This is a genomic window from Mitsuaria sp. BK041, from assembly GCF_014193085.1.
Taxonomy (GTDB): domain Bacteria; phylum Pseudomonadota; class Gammaproteobacteria; order Burkholderiales; family Burkholderiaceae_C; genus Roseateles.
Map to the genome: position 1 here is coordinate 1,882,032 of NZ_JACHYT010000001.1, position 13,430 is coordinate 1,895,461.

Sequence of the window (13,430 nt, forward strand, 5' to 3'; positions counted from 1 at the left end):
CCAGGACGATAGGCGTCCGCGCTGCGCCTCGGCGCTGCAAGCGGCGTTACGGTGGGCGGCCGTAACGCCCGTTCAGCGCGTCATGTGGATTGCCGGCGCCAGCGCCGCAGTGACCGGAGCCGTCGATATCATGCGCAGCCGCCGCACCGCGCGGACCGGCCGCCAACCAACGCGCCGCAGTGCGCGACATCAGGGAGAAGATTTCATGCGGGCAGTGCTGCTCATCGTCGTCGCCGTGGTGCTCGGCGTCATCGGCTGGAAGAAGCGCGACGAGATCCCGTTCCTGCGCGATGCCACGCGCCAGCTGGAGCGCCAGGCCGGCAAGGTCGAGCTGCCGAAGCTGCGCACCGGCAACGACACGCCGCCCGGGGCCGGTGGCGGTTCGGCCCCGACCCCGGGCGGCGTGCGCCGCTGCGTCGTCGACGGCCAGGTGCTCTACACCAACGAGGCCTGCCCGCGCGGCAGCGCCGAGCAGAAGGTCAAGGGCGGCACGGTGTCGGTGATGCCGGCCTACAAGGCCCCGCCGCCGCCCGAGCAGGCCGGCTCCGGCATCCCCAATGCGCGGGACTTGCTCGCGCCCAAAGGCGGCACGCTCAAGGACAAGGCCCAGGAACGGGCGATGGAGGGGTTGTAACACCCCCGCATTCCCGGGTTTACGGGCATCGCGTCACGGGGCCGGGGCTCAGTAGACTGGCCCTCAGGCCGACCAAGGGACCGGCCACCTCGCAGGGAGACCAGCCGGGACAGGGCTCAGCCCCCGCCCGGCGCGCCGGAGCCGATGCTTCGCAAGCCATGCCGCTGACCGATCCGCAACTCCTTGTCGACGGTGCCACCAAACGCCGGCGTCGCATGACGGCCTGGCTCGTCGGCGCCAACCTGACCGTCGCGCTCGTGCTCGCGGCGCTGGTCTGGCATGTGCTGGACGCGTCCCATCGCACCTATGCGACGCAGGCGCGCGATGTCGCCGAAGGCCTGGCCGCCGTCGCACAGCTCAACGTCGAGGCCGAGATCGGCCGCGTGGACGCGGTGTTGCGCGCCACCGGCGCCGAGCTCGAGCGGCTGATGGCCGCGCCCGGCGGTGCCCCCGACGCGGTGCTCAACGAGGTGCTGCATGCGCGCTTCGGCCTGCTGCACGGCATCGAGGCCTTCCGCGCCGCCGACGCCAGCGGCGAGGTCCGCTGGGGCACGCGCCTGCCCGCCGGCGCGCCGACGCGCGTCCATGACCGCGACTATTTCCTCCAGGCGCGCGCGCTGGCCGAGCCCGCGACGCTGGTGACCGGTCCGCTGGTCTCGCGGGTGTCGGGCAACTGGGTGGTGGCGTTCGTGCGGCCGCTGGTCGTGCGAGGCCGCTTCGCGGGCGTCCTCTACGTGAGCGTCGGCGTCGACCACTTCCGCCACCTCTTCGAGCGCTACGAGCTGGCGCCGCTGGACGCGATGACGCTGCGCCGCGACGACCTGCGGCTGGTCGCGCGCATCGCGCCGGGCAGTCCGGTGCAGGGCGAGGTCGGCGACACCAAGGTCTCGGCGCGGATGCGCGAGATGCTGGCGGCGAATCCCCGCCAGGGCAGCGTGGTCACCACGGTGAGCATCGACGGCCGCGACCGCACCAGCGCCTACCGCGCGCTCGATCACTGGCCCTTCGTCGTTTACGCCGGCGTGAACAACGAGCGCTTCTTCAAGCCCTGGCGGGAACAGGCCTGGACGGTGGCGTCCCTGGCGGCGCTGGCCTGGCTGCTGGTGGCGCTCGCCACCTGGCATGTGCGGCGCGCCAACCGCCGCGAGGAACAGGCCATGACGGCGCTGGTCGAGCAGGGCAAGCGCATCCAGGCGCTGATGCGGGTCTCGGCGGATGGGATCCACATCATCGACGGGCGAGGGCGGCTGGTGGAGATGAGCGACTCCTTCGCGGAGATGCTCAAGTCCACCCGCGCCTCGCTGATGGGGCGCCACGTCGGCAGCTGGGACGTCAACCAGGACGAGGCGGCGATCAATGCCTGGCTGGCGAAGATCAAGGCGGGCGACCGGCAGCGCGTGGACGTGCAGCATCGCCGGGACGACGGCCAGGTGATCGACGTCGAGCTGCAGCTCAGCGTCACCGAGATCCGTGGCGAGCTCTACGTGTTCTCGTCCGGGCGCGACGTCACCCAGGCGCGGCGCCTGCAGCGCGAGCAGGCGGCGATGCTCGACAGCGACCTGGTGGCCATGGCCAAGATCGAGCACCGCACCATCACCTGGCGCAATCGCGCGCTGGAACGCATCCTCGGCTACGGGCCCGGCGAGCTGCAGGGCGCGCCGGCGCGGGTCTTCTATTGGGACGACGCGCAGTACGAGGAGGTCGGGCGGCAGGTGTATTCGGCGCTGGCGGAGCACGGCCACTACCGGTCGCAGATCCGGATGCGCAGCAAGGGTGGCGAGGCGGTGTGGGTGGACTTCGGCGCGGCGCCGCTGTCGGTCACCGAGATCTTCGCGATGGCGGTCGACATCACGCCGATGAAGGCGGCGCATGAGCACCTGGCGCACGCGGCCTTCCACGACGCGCTGACGCAGCTGCCCAACCGGGTGCTGCTGCACGACCGGATCGAGCAGGCGCTGGGGGTGGCGCGGCGGGAACGCAAGCGGGTGGCGATCTGCTACCTGGACCTGGACGGCTTCAAGGCCGTCAACGACGAGCACGGGCACGACGCCGGCGACCAGTTGCTGGAGACGGTGGCGAGGCGGCTGCTGGCCCACATCCGGCCGCTGGACACGGCGGCGCGCCTGGGCGGGGACGAGTTCGTGCTGGTGCTGACCTGTGTGGACGGCGACGACTGGCGGCCGGTGCTGGCACGCGTCGTCGACGCCATCGGCGAGCCGGTGGCGCTGAGCTCCGGCGCGATCGTCGCGGTGGGCGCGACCGTCGGCGTCGCGGTGTTCTCGCCCGACGACACGACCGGCGCGCAGGAACTCATCGAGCGCGCGGACCACGAGATGCTGCGCGGCAAGCGCGACGGCAAGGGACGGGTGGTGGCGGGCTGAGGCGGGGAGGGCCAGCGGGCGGTGGTGGGCGCCGCGCCTCAGGCCGGCGGCGGGATGGCCGTCGCCTTGGACCACACGGCCCGCCAACCGGCATCGCGCACGTGCGCACCGGAGATCCAAGTCGTCCGGCCCGGCGTACAAGCGGCAGACCAATCCCCGAAGGGCATGCCATGGCGCCTGCAATTTCCTCGATCGCCGTCCGGCTCGCCGAGCGCGGCTTGCTGCCTGAGGCCGCGGTGCGGCTGGGCATCCGGCGCCTGCTGCGCCTGCGGCTCGACGAGGCGCACCACCAGGACCCCGAGGCGGCGGCCGCGCTGACGCAGGACTTCCTGGCCGGGCTGCGCGCCGCGCCGCTGGCGGTGCTGCCGGAGCAGGCCAACGCGCAGCATTACGAGCTGCCGCCCGCGCTGTTCGAGGCCATGCTGGGACCGCGGCGCAAGTACAGCTGTTGCTGGTGGCCAGAAGGCGTCGACACGCTGGCGGCGGCCGAGGAGGCGGCGCTGGCGGAAACCGCGGCGCGCGCCGGGCTCGCCGACGGGCAGACGATCCTGGAGCTGGGCTGCGGCTGGGGCTCGCTGAGCCTGTGGATGGCGCAGCACCTGCCGGCGGCGCAGATCCTGGCGGTGTCGAACTCGGCCTCGCAGCGGGCCTTCATCGAAGCGCAGGCGCTGCGGCTGGGCCTGCGCAACCTGCAGGTGCAGACGGCCGACTTCTCGTCCTGGGGCGAGGACGGCCAGTTCGACCGGCGCTTCGACCGGATCGTGTCGGTCGAGATGTTCGAGCACCTGCGCAACTGGCCGCGCGCCTTCCGCAAGGTGTCGAACTGGTTGCGCGACGATGGCCGCTTCTTCCTGCATGTCTTCGCGCATCGCGAGGCGCCCTATGCCTTCGAGGTCCGCGATGACACCGACTGGATGAGCCGGCACTTCTTCTCCGGCGGCATGATGCCCAGCGACGACCTGGCCTTGCTCTGCCAGGACGACCTGGCGCTGCAGCAGCGCTGGCGCTGGGACGGCCGCCATTACGCGCGCACCGCGGCGGCCTGGCTGGAGCGCCTGGATGCGCACCGGGGCGAGCTGATGCCGCTCTTCGAGCGCGTCTACGGCCCCGCCGACGCCTCCATGTGGTGGCAGCGCTGGCGGCTCTTCTTGCTGTCCGTCGAGGAACTGTTCGCCTACGACCAGGGGCAACAGTGGTGGGTCAGCCACTACCTCTTCGCGCCTCGGCGCTGAGGGCGGGGATGGACATGGCGCCTTCCGCTGTCGAACTCGCCGTCGCGGCCGGCATCGGCCTGTCGATCGCCGTCGCCATCGCGCTGCCCACCTGGCTGGTGAGCCTCACGCGGCGCGACGCGAGCCTGGCCGACCGCGTGTGGTCGGCTTTCATCACCGCGCCGGCGGCCTGCTATGTCGTCAGCCTCGGCGGTGATGCCCGGGCGCAGGTGATGCTGGCGATCACGCTGGTCTGGGCGCTGCGGCTCGGTGTCCATGTCACCGTGCGGAACTGGGGTCATGGCGAGGACCCGCGCTACCAGGCCATCCGCGCGCGCAACCAGCCAGGCTTCGGGCTCAAGAGCCTGTGGCTGGTGTTCCTGCTGCAGGCGGTGCTCGGCTGGGTCGTGTCCTGGCCGATGCTCGCGGCCAGCGGCGGCGGCCGGTCGGTGTGGTCCGCCTGGGACACCGTCGGCGCCACGCTGGCCGCGGGCGGCCTGCTCATCGAGACGATCGCCGACGCTCAGCTCAGCCGCTTCCGCCGCGCGCCGGGGCATCGCGACCGCGTGCTCGACAGCGGGCTGTGGCGCTATTCGCGGCATCCCAATTACTTCGGCGAAAGCTGCGTGTGGTGGGGGCTGGGGCTGATGGCCGTGTCAGCGGGTGGGGCCACCGCGGCCTGGTGCCTCGCATCGCCGGTGCTGATGACGGTGCTGCTGCTCAAGGTCAGCGGCGTGACGCTGCTCGAGCAGGACATCGGTGAGCGGCGTCCCGCCTATCGCGACTACATCGCCCGCACCAGCGCCTTCATCCCGTGGCCGCCGAAACGGAGCGGCGCTCGATGAGGGCGGGCCGAACGCTCATGCCGAGGCTCGGCCTGCGCGTCGCCGTCCTTGCGGCCGCCTGGATTGGCGGCGCTGCGATCGGCGCGGACGGCACGCCGGGCGCAGACGGCGCGTCGGCGTCGGGCGCTGTCGCGACGCCCACGCCTCGAGGGGCCGACGCGCGCACGACCGCGAGCGGCGCCTGGGACTTCGAAGTCCGCCTCGACGGCAAGCCGATCGGCACCCATCGCTTCGTCGTCGAGGGCGAGCCCGGGGCCCGTACCGTGCGGAGCCTCGCCCGCTTCGACGTGAAGCTGCTCGGCCTCACGGTCTTCCGCTACCGCCACGAGGCCAGCGAGCGCTGGCGCGGTGATTGCCTGCAGGCGATCCAGAGCCGCACCGACGATGACGGCAAGCCGGTGGAGGTCAACAAGACCTTCAATGCGCGAGGGCCGTCGACCGCATCGCCATCGTCGCAGGCTCCGTCGGCATCGACATCGGCATCGGCATCGGCCGTCGCCGAGTCGGACTGCCTGATGAGCTACGCCTACTGGCATCCGGCGCTGGTGCGGCAGCAGCGCCTGCTGAATCCGCAGACGGGCGAAATCGACGAGGTCCGCATCGAGCGCTTGCCCGATGCCTCGCTTGCGGTGGCCGGCCGCGAGGTCGAGGCGATGCGCTGGCGCCTCACCGCCACGCCACCCGCCGCCGCCGGCAAGCCTGCGGAACGCCAGCAGCTGACGCTGTGGCGAGATCGGTCCGATGGCCGCTGGATCGGGCTCGATGCGGTGGTCAAGGGCGGACGGGTGCTGAGCTATCGGCTGCCGTGAACCAACCCTCCAGGAGATCGCGATGAACGCATCCACCACGACGACTCGCCCGTTGCCTGCCGCCGTGCCCGCCTGGCGCTGGCCGCTGGCCTACCTCGCGACGCTGGCCGTCTTCCTGGCGATGGATGCCGTCTGGCTCGGCACCATGACCGCCGCGCTCTACCAGCCGGCCATCGGTCACCTGATGGCCGCCACCGTCGACTGGCGCGCGGTGGCGATCTTCTATCCGCTGTTCGTCGCCGGGCTGGTGCATTTCGCGGTCGCGCCCGCGCTGCGGGGTGGCCGTCCGCGGCTCGCGTTCGCGCAGGGCGCCTGCTTCGGCTTCCTGGCCTACGCGACCTACGACTTCACCAACCAGGCCACGCTGCGCGACTGGCCCTGGTTCATCACCGTCATCGACCTGGCGTGGGGCGCCGTCGTCAGCGGCGTGTCGTCCGGCATCGCCGCCCTCGCGGCGGCCGCGCTCACATCCCGACGAGCGACCCGAACCACCGGGCGATGAAGCCGTCGAAGTGCAGCCGGCCGTCGACGGCGGCCACGCAGATGCATTCGCTGCCTTCCTGCACCACCGGCTGATGGTGGACCTCGCCGTCGGCCAGGTCGAAGTCGCCCGGGCCGAACAGCGCGCGCCCGTCGTGGAATCGGCCGTAGATGACCTGCGTCAGCTCGGTCCCGCGGTGCGTGTGCGGCGGCAGGTACTTGCCGGGCCCGATGCGCAGCAGGAAGACATTGGCCTGCGGCGCACCGGGCACGCTGACCTTGCTCCAGCGCATGCCCGGGCCGATCCAGCGCCAGCGCGTCGCGCTGCAGTCGGCCAGCGCCCGAGGCCACACTGCACCGGTCGGCAGTGGCGGCGGCGCCGGTACCTTGCGGGGAACGGCCACCCCGTCCGCGCCGGCCACGGCCTCGATCGCGTCCATCGCGTCGATCCGCGCGAAAGCCCGCGCCAGCGCGTCGTCCCGCATCGGCGCGGCCGCTTCCTCCTCGATCAGCGCCCCGCCCACCGCCCGCAGCATCGCCACCCGCTCGCGGCAGGCGGCGCACAGCTCCAGATGGATTTCCGTCACCAGCCGGATGCCCGTGGGCAGCGTGCCCGCGGCCAGCGACAGCAGCAGCTCGTCGGCGGGGTGATGGTGGATGTCGGGCGGGCGCATGGTCAGGCGGTCAGAAGGGGAAGGGCGGTGATTGGTGATGGCTGGCGTGATGGGAACGGTGTGGCGTGATTGATGGGGCGAGGCGATCGCGCGGGCGGCTCAGGGATCCAGCAGCCGGCGCAGGTGCGCCACCGCCAGCCGGATGCGCGATTTCACCGTGCCCAGCGGCAATCCCAGTTCCGAGGCGATCCGCGCATGCGGTTCGTCCTCGTAGAAGGACAGCCGCAGCACCTGCGCCTGCTCCGGCGGCAGGCGCGACAGCGCCTCCCGGATCCGCTGGCCCTGGCGCGCGGCGTCGGCGTGGTCGGCCACGTCGGGCTGGTCGGCCTGGAGGCGGTCGAACTCGAAACACTCGTCGCCGGCGCCGTCCAGCAGGTGGCGCCGCGCGGCATCGATGCGCAGGCGGCGCCCGATGGTGAAGATCCAGGTCGACACCGCCGCCTGCGCCGGATCGAACATCGCCGCCTTGCGCCACACCGTCACCAGCGTGTCCTGCGCCAGTTCCTCGGCGGCGGCGTCGCTGCTGCCGGTGCGCATCAGGTAGCTCTTGAGCCGCGGCGCGAAATGCGAGAACAGCCGGCCGAAGGCCTCCCGATCGTGCTGCTCGGCGACGCGACGCATCAGCGCCGCCCAGTCCGGCTCGGACGGCGGGGGCGCGGACCGGCGGTCCGGATCGAGCGGGACGATCTTCAAGTGGCGGGCTTTCGGCAAGGCGGACGGGGACGCCGCCTCGCCCGGCGGGGAGGCCGGGGCGGAGGTCGGATCGTCGCGATGCGGGGTACCCATGGGCCCTGATACGCGACGGACGGCGGATCGGATCATCGCCGGGCCGAGCCACCACCGCCATGCGGGCGACCCTCGCCCCAGGGAAAGCCGGGGCAGGCTCGCCGGTTCGCGGGCCGGCGATCCAAATCCGATCGGCTCGCGTAGAAGCGCCAAACCCCAGGACGCGACGATGCCCGGCCCAGACACCCTCCCGCCCGACTTCCCCAGCCCCCCGGACGGCCGTCCGCTGCGCATCGCCGTCGTCGGCGCCGGCATCTCGGGGCTGTCCTGCGCCTGGCTGCTGTCGGGGCGCCACGACGTCCAGGTCTTCGAGGCGGACGGCCGCATCGGCGGCCACAGCCACACGGTCGACGCGCCGGACCGGGGCGCGAGCGTGCCGGTGGACACCGGCTTCATCGTCTACAACGAGCCGGCCTATCCCAACCTGAGCGCGCTGTTCCGCCACCTGGCGGTGCCGACGCGCGCGTCGGACATGTCCTTCGCGGTGAGCCTGGACGGCGGCGCGCTGGAATACGCCGGCACCGACCTGAACGGCCTTTTCGCCCAGCGCGCCAACCTGCTGCGTCCGCGCTTCTGGTCGATGCTGCGCGACCTGCTGCGCTTCTACCGGGAAGCCCCGCGCGACGCCCAGGCCAGCGGCGACCTGGCGCTGGACGACTACCTGGACGCGCGCGGCTACGGCCGCGCGTTCCGCGACGACCACCTGTACCCGATGGGCGCCGCGATCTGGTCCTCGACGGCCGCCGACATCGGCCGTTATCCGGTGGCCGCCTTCGTCCGCTTCTGCGAGAACCACGGCCTGCTGCGGGTCAGCGGGCGGCCGGTGTGGCGCACCGTCGAGGGCGGCAGCCGCGAGTACGTGCGACGCCTGACGCAGTCCTTCGCCGACCGCATCCACCGCGACGAGCCGGTCATCGCCGTCGCGCGCGAGCCGGACGGCGTGCGCCTGCGCACCCGGCGCGGCGCCTGGACCGCGCCCTTCGACCACGTCGTGCTGGCCACGCACGCGGACCAGTCGCTGCGCATGCTGCTCGCCCCCAGCGCCGCCGAGCGGCGCCTGCTCGGGGCCATTCCCTACACGCGCAACCTGGCCGTGCTGCACCGCGATCCGGCGCTGATGCCGCGCCGCCGGGCGGTCTGGTCGAGCTGGAACTACCTCGCCTCGCGCCAAGGTGAAAGCGGGCAGGTGGCGCCGACGGTGACCTACTGGATGAACCGGCTGCAGCCGCACCTGCCGCAGGGGCCGGATGCGCAACCGCTGTTCGTGACGCTGAATCCGGCCGTCCCGCCGCATCCCGATCACCTGCTGCGCACCGAGGTCTACGAGCATCCGCGCTTCGACGCGGCCGGCATAGCCGCGCAACGCGAGCTCTGGTCGCTGCAGGGCCGGCAGCGCACCTGGTTCTGCGGTGCCTGGTTCGGATCGGGCTTCCACGAGGACGGCCTGCAGGCGGGCCTGGCGGTGGCCGAGGCGCTGGGCGGCGTGCGCCGGCCCTGGTCGGTGCCGGACGAATCCGGCCGCATCCACCTGCCGCGCGGCGCGGCCGGGCTGGCCGACCGGGCCGGGGTGGTGGCATGAGCGCACTAGACGGCGCGAGCGCCCCGGGCGCCTCCGCGCTCTACCTCGGCCGGGTGATGCACCAGCGGCTGCGACCGCTGCGTCATCGGCTGAGCTACCGGATGTTCTCGCTGCTGCTGGACCTGGACGAGTTGCCGGCGCTCGATGCGCGGCTGCGCTGGTTCTCGCTGGGGCGGTTCAACCTCTTCAGCTTCCGTCCGTCGGACCACGGCGACGGCCGCGCCGGCGACGTGGCCGGGCTGCGCGCGTGGATCGATGCGCAGCTCGCGGCGGCCGGCCTGCCCGCCGGTGGCGCAGTCCGGCTGCTGACGATGCCGCGCCTGCTCGGCTACGCCTTCAATCCGCTGAGCGTGTGGTTCTGCGACGCGCCGGACGGCACGCCGCTGGCGATCCTCTACGAGGTCAACAACACCTTCGGCCAACGGCACAGCTACCTGATCGAAGTCGATCCGGCCCAGCGCGCCGCGCCGCTGATCGAGCAGCGCAGCGACAAGCGGCTGTACGTGTCGCCCTTCCTTGGCATGGCGCTGCACTACCGCTTCCGCATCGAGCCGCCGCGCGAGTCGATGTCCATCGGCGTCAGCGTGCATGAGACCGACGGCGCCGCGGTGCTGCATGCCCGGCTCGACGCGCACCGCGCGCCGCTGACCGACGCCCGGTTGCTGCGATTGCTCGTCGCCTATCCGCTGCTGACGCTGAAGGTCGTCGCCGGCATCCATTGGGAGGCGCTGCGGCTGTGGCTCAAGGGCGCGCGGCTGCATGAACGGCCCGCCGCGCCGGCCTCGCCGCTGACCGTGGTGCGGCGGGAAGACGTTCCTTCGTCCTTGCCATGACCGACTTCCCGAGACCGACCCACGAGACCCTCATGCATCACGACACCAGTTCGATCCTGACCGCGCCCCGCGACGTGCCGTCGTCGGCGGCCACGCTGGCGGGCGATCCGCTCCCGGCGTGGCAGGCGCCGCTGCGGCGGTGGCTGGCGCGGGTCCGGCATGGCCGCCTGACGCTCATCTGGCCGGATGGCCGGCGGCTCGAGGTCACCGGCCCCGCGCCGGGACCGCGCGCGGAACTCCGCCTGCATCGGTGGCGGCCGGTGCTGCGCCTGCTGATGGAGGGCGACCTCGGGCTGGCGTTCTCCTACCGCGACGACGACTGGAGCTCGCCCGACCTGACCGCGCTGCTGATGTTCGGCGTTGCCAACGAGGCGGCGCTGGGCGGCGTGACCGCGACGCGCGGCCCGGCGCGCTGGCTCTCGCGGTGGCGCCATCGCGCCAATGCGAATACGCGGCGCGGCAGCCGCCACAACATCGCCGCCCATTACGACCTGGGCAACCGGTTCTACGCGAAGTGGCTGGATGACTCGATGCTCTACTCGAGCGCGATGTACGACGGGGACGAGCTCGCCGCGGCGGACGCGTCCTGCGCAGGCCTGGCTGCGACGCCATCCGACGGGTCGCTGGAGGCCGCGCAGGCGCGGCGGCTCGACCGCATCGTCGAGCTGCTGGACCTGCGCGCGGGTCAACGGGTGCTCGAGATCGGTTGCGGCTGGGGCACGCTGGCCGCGACGCTCGCCCGGCGCTGCGGCGTGGAGGTCGTCGGCGTGACCTTGTCGACCGAGCAGCTCGCCTTCGCGCGGCAGCGCGCGGCCGGGTGGGGCGTCGCCGCGCAGGTCGACCTGCGCCTGCAGGATTACCGCGACATCGAGGGGCGCTTCGATCGCATCGTTTCCATCGAGATGATCGAGGCGGTCGGCGAGGCCTACTGGCCGACCTACTTCGCCACCCTGCGGGACCGGCTGAAGCCGGGCGGCCGGGCGGTGCTGCAGGCCATCACGATCGACGAGGCGCACTTCGAGCGCTATCGCGCCAGTCCGGACTTCATCCAACGCTGCATCTTCCCCGGCGGCATGCTGCCCACACCCGAGCGCATGGCCCGGGAGGCGGCGCGCGCCGGGCTGGATTTCCACACCGAGGCCCGCTTCGGCCGCGATTACGCGAGGACGCTGGCGGAATGGCGCCGGCGCTTCCTGGCCGAGTGGCCGGCGATCGAGGCGCAGGGCTTCGACCTGCCGTTCCAGCGGCTGTGGACCTACTACCTGAGCTACTGCGAGGCGGGATTCCTGGCCGGACGCGTCGACGTGGGGCTGTATCGCCTGACGCGCGGCACCTGAGGCCGCGAGGTCCTGCTACACGCGGTAACCTGCGCGCCTTGGCGCCGCGGGGACGCCGCGCGGTGGATGAGTAGCATCGACCGCCTGTCTCCGCCGTCTTCCTTCCAACCCTTCGCCCCGATGTACGACCGTCCGTTCACCGCCCAGTCCCTCGATGTCGCCATCTCCGAGCTGCTCGCCGCCACCTCGGACGGCTTCGATCCGGAGCTCGACGCGCGCATCACCCAGGTGCTGCGCGGCCTGCGCGAGCAACTGGGCATGGACGTGGTGTTCGTGTCCGAGTTCCTGGAGGGCGAGCGGGTGTTCCGCTTCGTCGACGGCGAGTCCGAGATTGGCGTGCAGGTGGGCGATTCGGCGCCGCTGGAGCAGAGCTACTGCCAGCGCATCGTCGAGGGACGCGCGCCGCAGCTGATGACGAACGCGTCGGCGCTGGCCGAGGCGCTGCAGCTGCCGCCGACGCCGATCCCGATCGGCGCCCACCTGAGCGCGCCGGTCGTGCTGTCCGACGGCCGCATCTTCGGCACCGTGTGCTGCTTCAGCGCGCACCCGAACCCGGGCCTGCAGACCGAGGACCTCTCCCGGCTCAAGGGCTGCGCGCGCCTGGTCGCCCGCAAGGTCGAGGCGCAGGACTTCCTGGACACGATGCCGTTCGAGAACGATTGAGCAACTGGGCCTCGGGGCGGCGGGGCAGGCGGCCCGGTGGGCGACCCGCTCACTTGAGCTTGTGATCCTCCCGCTTGGCTTCCTGCATCGCCTCGGGCTCGAGTTCCTCGGCGGCGCGGTTCAGGCGGATGAACAGCCCCCAGCCCGTCAGCAGCGCACCCACCGCCAGCACCATCGCCGCCGCGTGCAGCAGCAGCGTCGAGTCCGAATGCGCCGAGCGGAAGGTCGCCACCAGCGCCTCGATCGCGAGCGCGACCACGATCACCACCATGAAGCGCGACAGGAAACGCCGCACCCGCGTGGGCGCGCTGATGTGGGCGCTGCGGATCACCTCTTCCTCGGTGATCGTCTGCGCGATCTGCAGCGCCACCACGGCGGCCGCCAGCACGCCCATCGCCTCGATCACCAACTGCGCGGCCTCGTCGTTCCAGTCCAGGTGCAGCGCCATCCAGGTTTCTTTCGCCGCGATGGCCAGCAGCAGCAAGGCCATGACGGTGAACAGCAGCGCCAGCGCGGCATGCACCACCGAGAAGCCGCGCAGCAGCAGCGGGACGGCGTCCTCGTCGGAGGGCCGAGGGTCCCGTGGAGGGGTGGGCGGCGCGGGAGCTTGCGAATCGGGGGAGGGCGCGGCTGGCTTCATGCGTCGGGTGGGGAGGGGAGACGGGGCGGCGCGGTATGACCAGGCACGGGGCGTCGAGGACGAAGCGCCGGCCGGTCAGTTCCGGTCGGGCCGTATCGGCAGCGCGCCGGCGGGCTCGGCGGCCTCGGTGACGCGACCGCTGGCCCGGCGGCTGGAGGGCGCGCTCGGGCGCTCGGCGCGGGACGGGGCCGCGGCCTCCGGCCGGGGCTCGGGCGTGTCGGCGGCGGGCGGAGGAGCCACAGGAGCCGGCGCGACCGCAGGGGCGGGCGTGGGAGCGGGCGTGGCTGTCGACGCCGCCGGTTGCTGGATCTGCGCCGCGTCCAGCGGTGGGCCCACGACGCCGGACTGCTTGCGGCTCGCGGCCGAGGAGGGCGGCGGTTCCTGCGTCTGGGCGATGGCCGCCGCGGCGACGACGGTCACCGACGCCGTGATGAGGGCGATGCGGAGGTGTTTCATGGCCGTATCCCTTCGACTTTCCGTTCGCGGGTCGGAACACGGGCAATCGGCGGACCCGGCACGGCGGTGGACCTGGCGGGATCGGCGCACGGACGCGCATGG

General features: G+C 72.5%; 14 protein-coding genes. 10 read left to right on the forward strand and 4 right to left on the reverse strand.

The features are described from left to right. The first annotated feature begins 205 nt into the window (after nucleotides 1–205). From FHT38_RS08255 to FHT38_RS08280, 6 genes are all read left to right on the forward strand, one after another. Nucleotides 206–634 (forward strand): hypothetical protein, encoded by a 429-nt coding sequence (locus FHT38_RS08255; protein ID WP_183491182.1) that lies wholly within the window; start codon nucleotides 206–208, stop codon nucleotides 632–634. A 158-nt stretch (nucleotides 635–792) separates the two neighbouring features. Next, nucleotides 793–3,015 (forward strand): diguanylate cyclase domain-containing protein, encoded by a 2,223-nt coding sequence (locus FHT38_RS08260; protein WP_221213986.1) that lies wholly within the window; start codon nucleotides 793–795, stop codon nucleotides 3,013–3,015. A gap of 170 nt (nucleotides 3,016–3,185) precedes the next feature. Beyond that, nucleotides 3,186–4,247, forward strand: coding sequence for a cyclopropane-fatty-acyl-phospholipid synthase family protein (locus FHT38_RS08265; protein ID WP_183479081.1), 1,062 nt, complete (start codon nucleotides 3,186–3,188; stop codon nucleotides 4,245–4,247). Nucleotides 4,248–4,261: 14 nt separating this feature from the next. Further along, on the forward strand, nucleotides 4,262–5,071 hold the full coding sequence (locus FHT38_RS08270; RefSeq protein ID WP_183491187.1) for a DUF1295 domain-containing protein: 810 nt from the start codon (nucleotides 4,262–4,264) through the stop codon (nucleotides 5,069–5,071). 17 nt (nucleotides 5,072–5,088) lie between these two features. After that, on the forward strand, nucleotides 5,089–5,880 hold the full coding sequence (locus FHT38_RS08275; RefSeq protein ID WP_183491189.1) for a DUF6134 family protein: 792 nt from the start codon (nucleotides 5,089–5,091) through the stop codon (nucleotides 5,878–5,880). Between the two features lie 22 nt (nucleotides 5,881–5,902). Then, nucleotides 5,903–6,382 carry a DUF2177 family protein gene (locus FHT38_RS08280; RefSeq protein ID WP_183491191.1) on the forward strand — a complete coding sequence of 160 codons (480 nt, stop codon included), beginning with the start codon at nucleotides 5,903–5,905 and terminating at the stop codon, nucleotides 6,380–6,382. Here the strand turns inward: FHT38_RS08280 and FHT38_RS08285 are convergent. Both FHT38_RS08285 and FHT38_RS08290 read right to left on the reverse strand, forming a co-directional pair. Beyond that, nucleotides 6,345–7,034 (reverse strand): ChrR family anti-sigma-E factor, encoded by a 690-nt coding sequence (locus FHT38_RS08285; protein WP_183491193.1) that lies wholly within the window; start codon nucleotides 7,032–7,034, stop codon nucleotides 6,345–6,347. The two genes, FHT38_RS08280 and FHT38_RS08285, sit on opposite strands and share 38 nt — an antisense overlap. 99 nt (nucleotides 7,035–7,133) lie before the next feature. Beyond that, entirely contained in the window at nucleotides 7,134–7,727 is a 594-nt protein-coding gene (locus FHT38_RS08290; protein ID WP_254783275.1) for a sigma-70 family RNA polymerase sigma factor, read from the reverse strand. A gap of 262 nt (nucleotides 7,728–7,989) precedes the next feature. On the opposite strand from FHT38_RS08290, the gene FHT38_RS08295 reads away from it, so the two are divergent. The 4 genes from FHT38_RS08295 to FHT38_RS08310 all read left to right on the forward strand — a co-directional run bounded on the left by FHT38_RS08295 (nucleotide 7,990) and on the right by FHT38_RS08310 (nucleotide 12,232). After that, nucleotides 7,990–9,399, forward strand: coding sequence for an NAD(P)/FAD-dependent oxidoreductase (locus tag FHT38_RS08295; protein WP_183491194.1), 1,410 nt, complete (start codon nucleotides 7,990–7,992; stop codon nucleotides 9,397–9,399). Then, nucleotides 9,396–10,232: a DUF1365 domain-containing protein gene (locus FHT38_RS08300; RefSeq protein ID WP_183491196.1), complete on the forward strand. Its 837-nt coding sequence runs from the start codon at nucleotides 9,396–9,398 to the stop codon at nucleotides 10,230–10,232. The genes FHT38_RS08295 and FHT38_RS08300 overlap by 4 nt, the downstream gene beginning before the upstream one ends. 32 nt (nucleotides 10,233–10,264) lie before the next feature. Next, the gene (locus tag FHT38_RS08305) at nucleotides 10,265–11,569 is read left to right on the forward strand and encodes a cyclopropane-fatty-acyl-phospholipid synthase family protein (protein WP_183491198.1); all 1,305 of its coding nucleotides are present in this window, start codon (nucleotides 10,265–10,267) and stop codon (nucleotides 11,567–11,569) included. Between the two features lie 66 nt (nucleotides 11,570–11,635). Continuing rightward, nucleotides 11,636–12,232 carry a GAF domain-containing protein gene (locus FHT38_RS08310; protein WP_091724306.1) on the forward strand — a complete coding sequence of 199 codons (597 nt, stop codon included), beginning with the start codon at nucleotides 11,636–11,638 and terminating at the stop codon, nucleotides 12,230–12,232. A 49-nt stretch (nucleotides 12,233–12,281) separates the two neighbouring features. Here the strand turns inward: FHT38_RS08310 and FHT38_RS08315 are convergent, their stop codons facing one another. Both FHT38_RS08315 and FHT38_RS08320 read right to left on the reverse strand, forming a co-directional pair. After that, entirely contained in the window at nucleotides 12,282–12,722 is a 441-nt protein-coding gene (locus FHT38_RS08315; RefSeq protein ID WP_254783400.1) for a hypothetical protein, read from the reverse strand. A 225-nt stretch (nucleotides 12,723–12,947) separates the two neighbouring features. Further along, on the reverse strand, nucleotides 12,948–13,328 hold the full coding sequence (locus FHT38_RS08320; protein WP_183491200.1) for a hypothetical protein: 381 nt from the start codon (nucleotides 13,326–13,328) through the stop codon (nucleotides 12,948–12,950). Nucleotides 13,329–13,430 lie beyond the last annotated feature (102 nt).

What these genes read in the sequence shown, in the direction of transcription:
- FHT38_RS08305 (WP_183491198.1), top strand. Translation starts at nt 10,265, where the DNA reads ATGCATCACGACACCAGTTCGATCCTGACCGCGCCCCGCGACGTGCCG.
- FHT38_RS08300 (WP_183491196.1), top strand. Translation starts at nt 9,396, where the DNA reads ATGAGCGCACTAGACGGCGCGAGCGCCCCGGGCGCCTCCGCGCTCTAC.
- FHT38_RS08270 (WP_183491187.1), top strand. Translation starts at nt 4,262, where the DNA reads ATGGCGCCTTCCGCTGTCGAACTCGCCGTCGCGGCCGGCATCGGCCTG.
- FHT38_RS08265 (WP_183479081.1), top strand. Translation starts at nt 3,186, where the DNA reads ATGGCGCCTGCAATTTCCTCGATCGCCGTCCGGCTCGCCGAGCGCGGC.
- FHT38_RS08295 (WP_183491194.1), top strand. Translation starts at nt 7,990, where the DNA reads ATGCCCGGCCCAGACACCCTCCCGCCCGACTTCCCCAGCCCCCCGGAC.
- FHT38_RS08285 (WP_183491193.1), bottom strand. Translation starts at nt 7,034, where the DNA reads ATGCGCCCGCCCGACATCCACCATCACCCCGCCGACGAGCTGCTGCTG.
- FHT38_RS08255 (WP_183491182.1), top strand. Translation starts at nt 206, where the DNA reads ATGCGGGCAGTGCTGCTCATCGTCGTCGCCGTGGTGCTCGGCGTCATC.
- FHT38_RS08310 (WP_091724306.1), top strand. Translation starts at nt 11,636, where the DNA reads ATGAGTAGCATCGACCGCCTGTCTCCGCCGTCTTCCTTCCAACCCTTC.
- FHT38_RS08260 (WP_221213986.1), top strand. Translation starts at nt 793, where the DNA reads ATGCCGCTGACCGATCCGCAACTCCTTGTCGACGGTGCCACCAAACGC.
- FHT38_RS08315 (WP_254783400.1), bottom strand. Translation starts at nt 12,722, where the DNA reads ATGGCCTTGCTGCTGCTGGCCATCGCGGCGAAAGAAACCTGGATGGCG.
- FHT38_RS08320 (WP_183491200.1), bottom strand. Translation starts at nt 13,328, where the DNA reads ATGAAACACCTCCGCATCGCCCTCATCACGGCGTCGGTGACCGTCGTC.
- FHT38_RS08280 (WP_183491191.1), top strand. Translation starts at nt 5,903, where the DNA reads ATGAACGCATCCACCACGACGACTCGCCCGTTGCCTGCCGCCGTGCCC.
- FHT38_RS08275 (WP_183491189.1), top strand. Translation starts at nt 5,089, where the DNA reads ATGCCGAGGCTCGGCCTGCGCGTCGCCGTCCTTGCGGCCGCCTGGATT.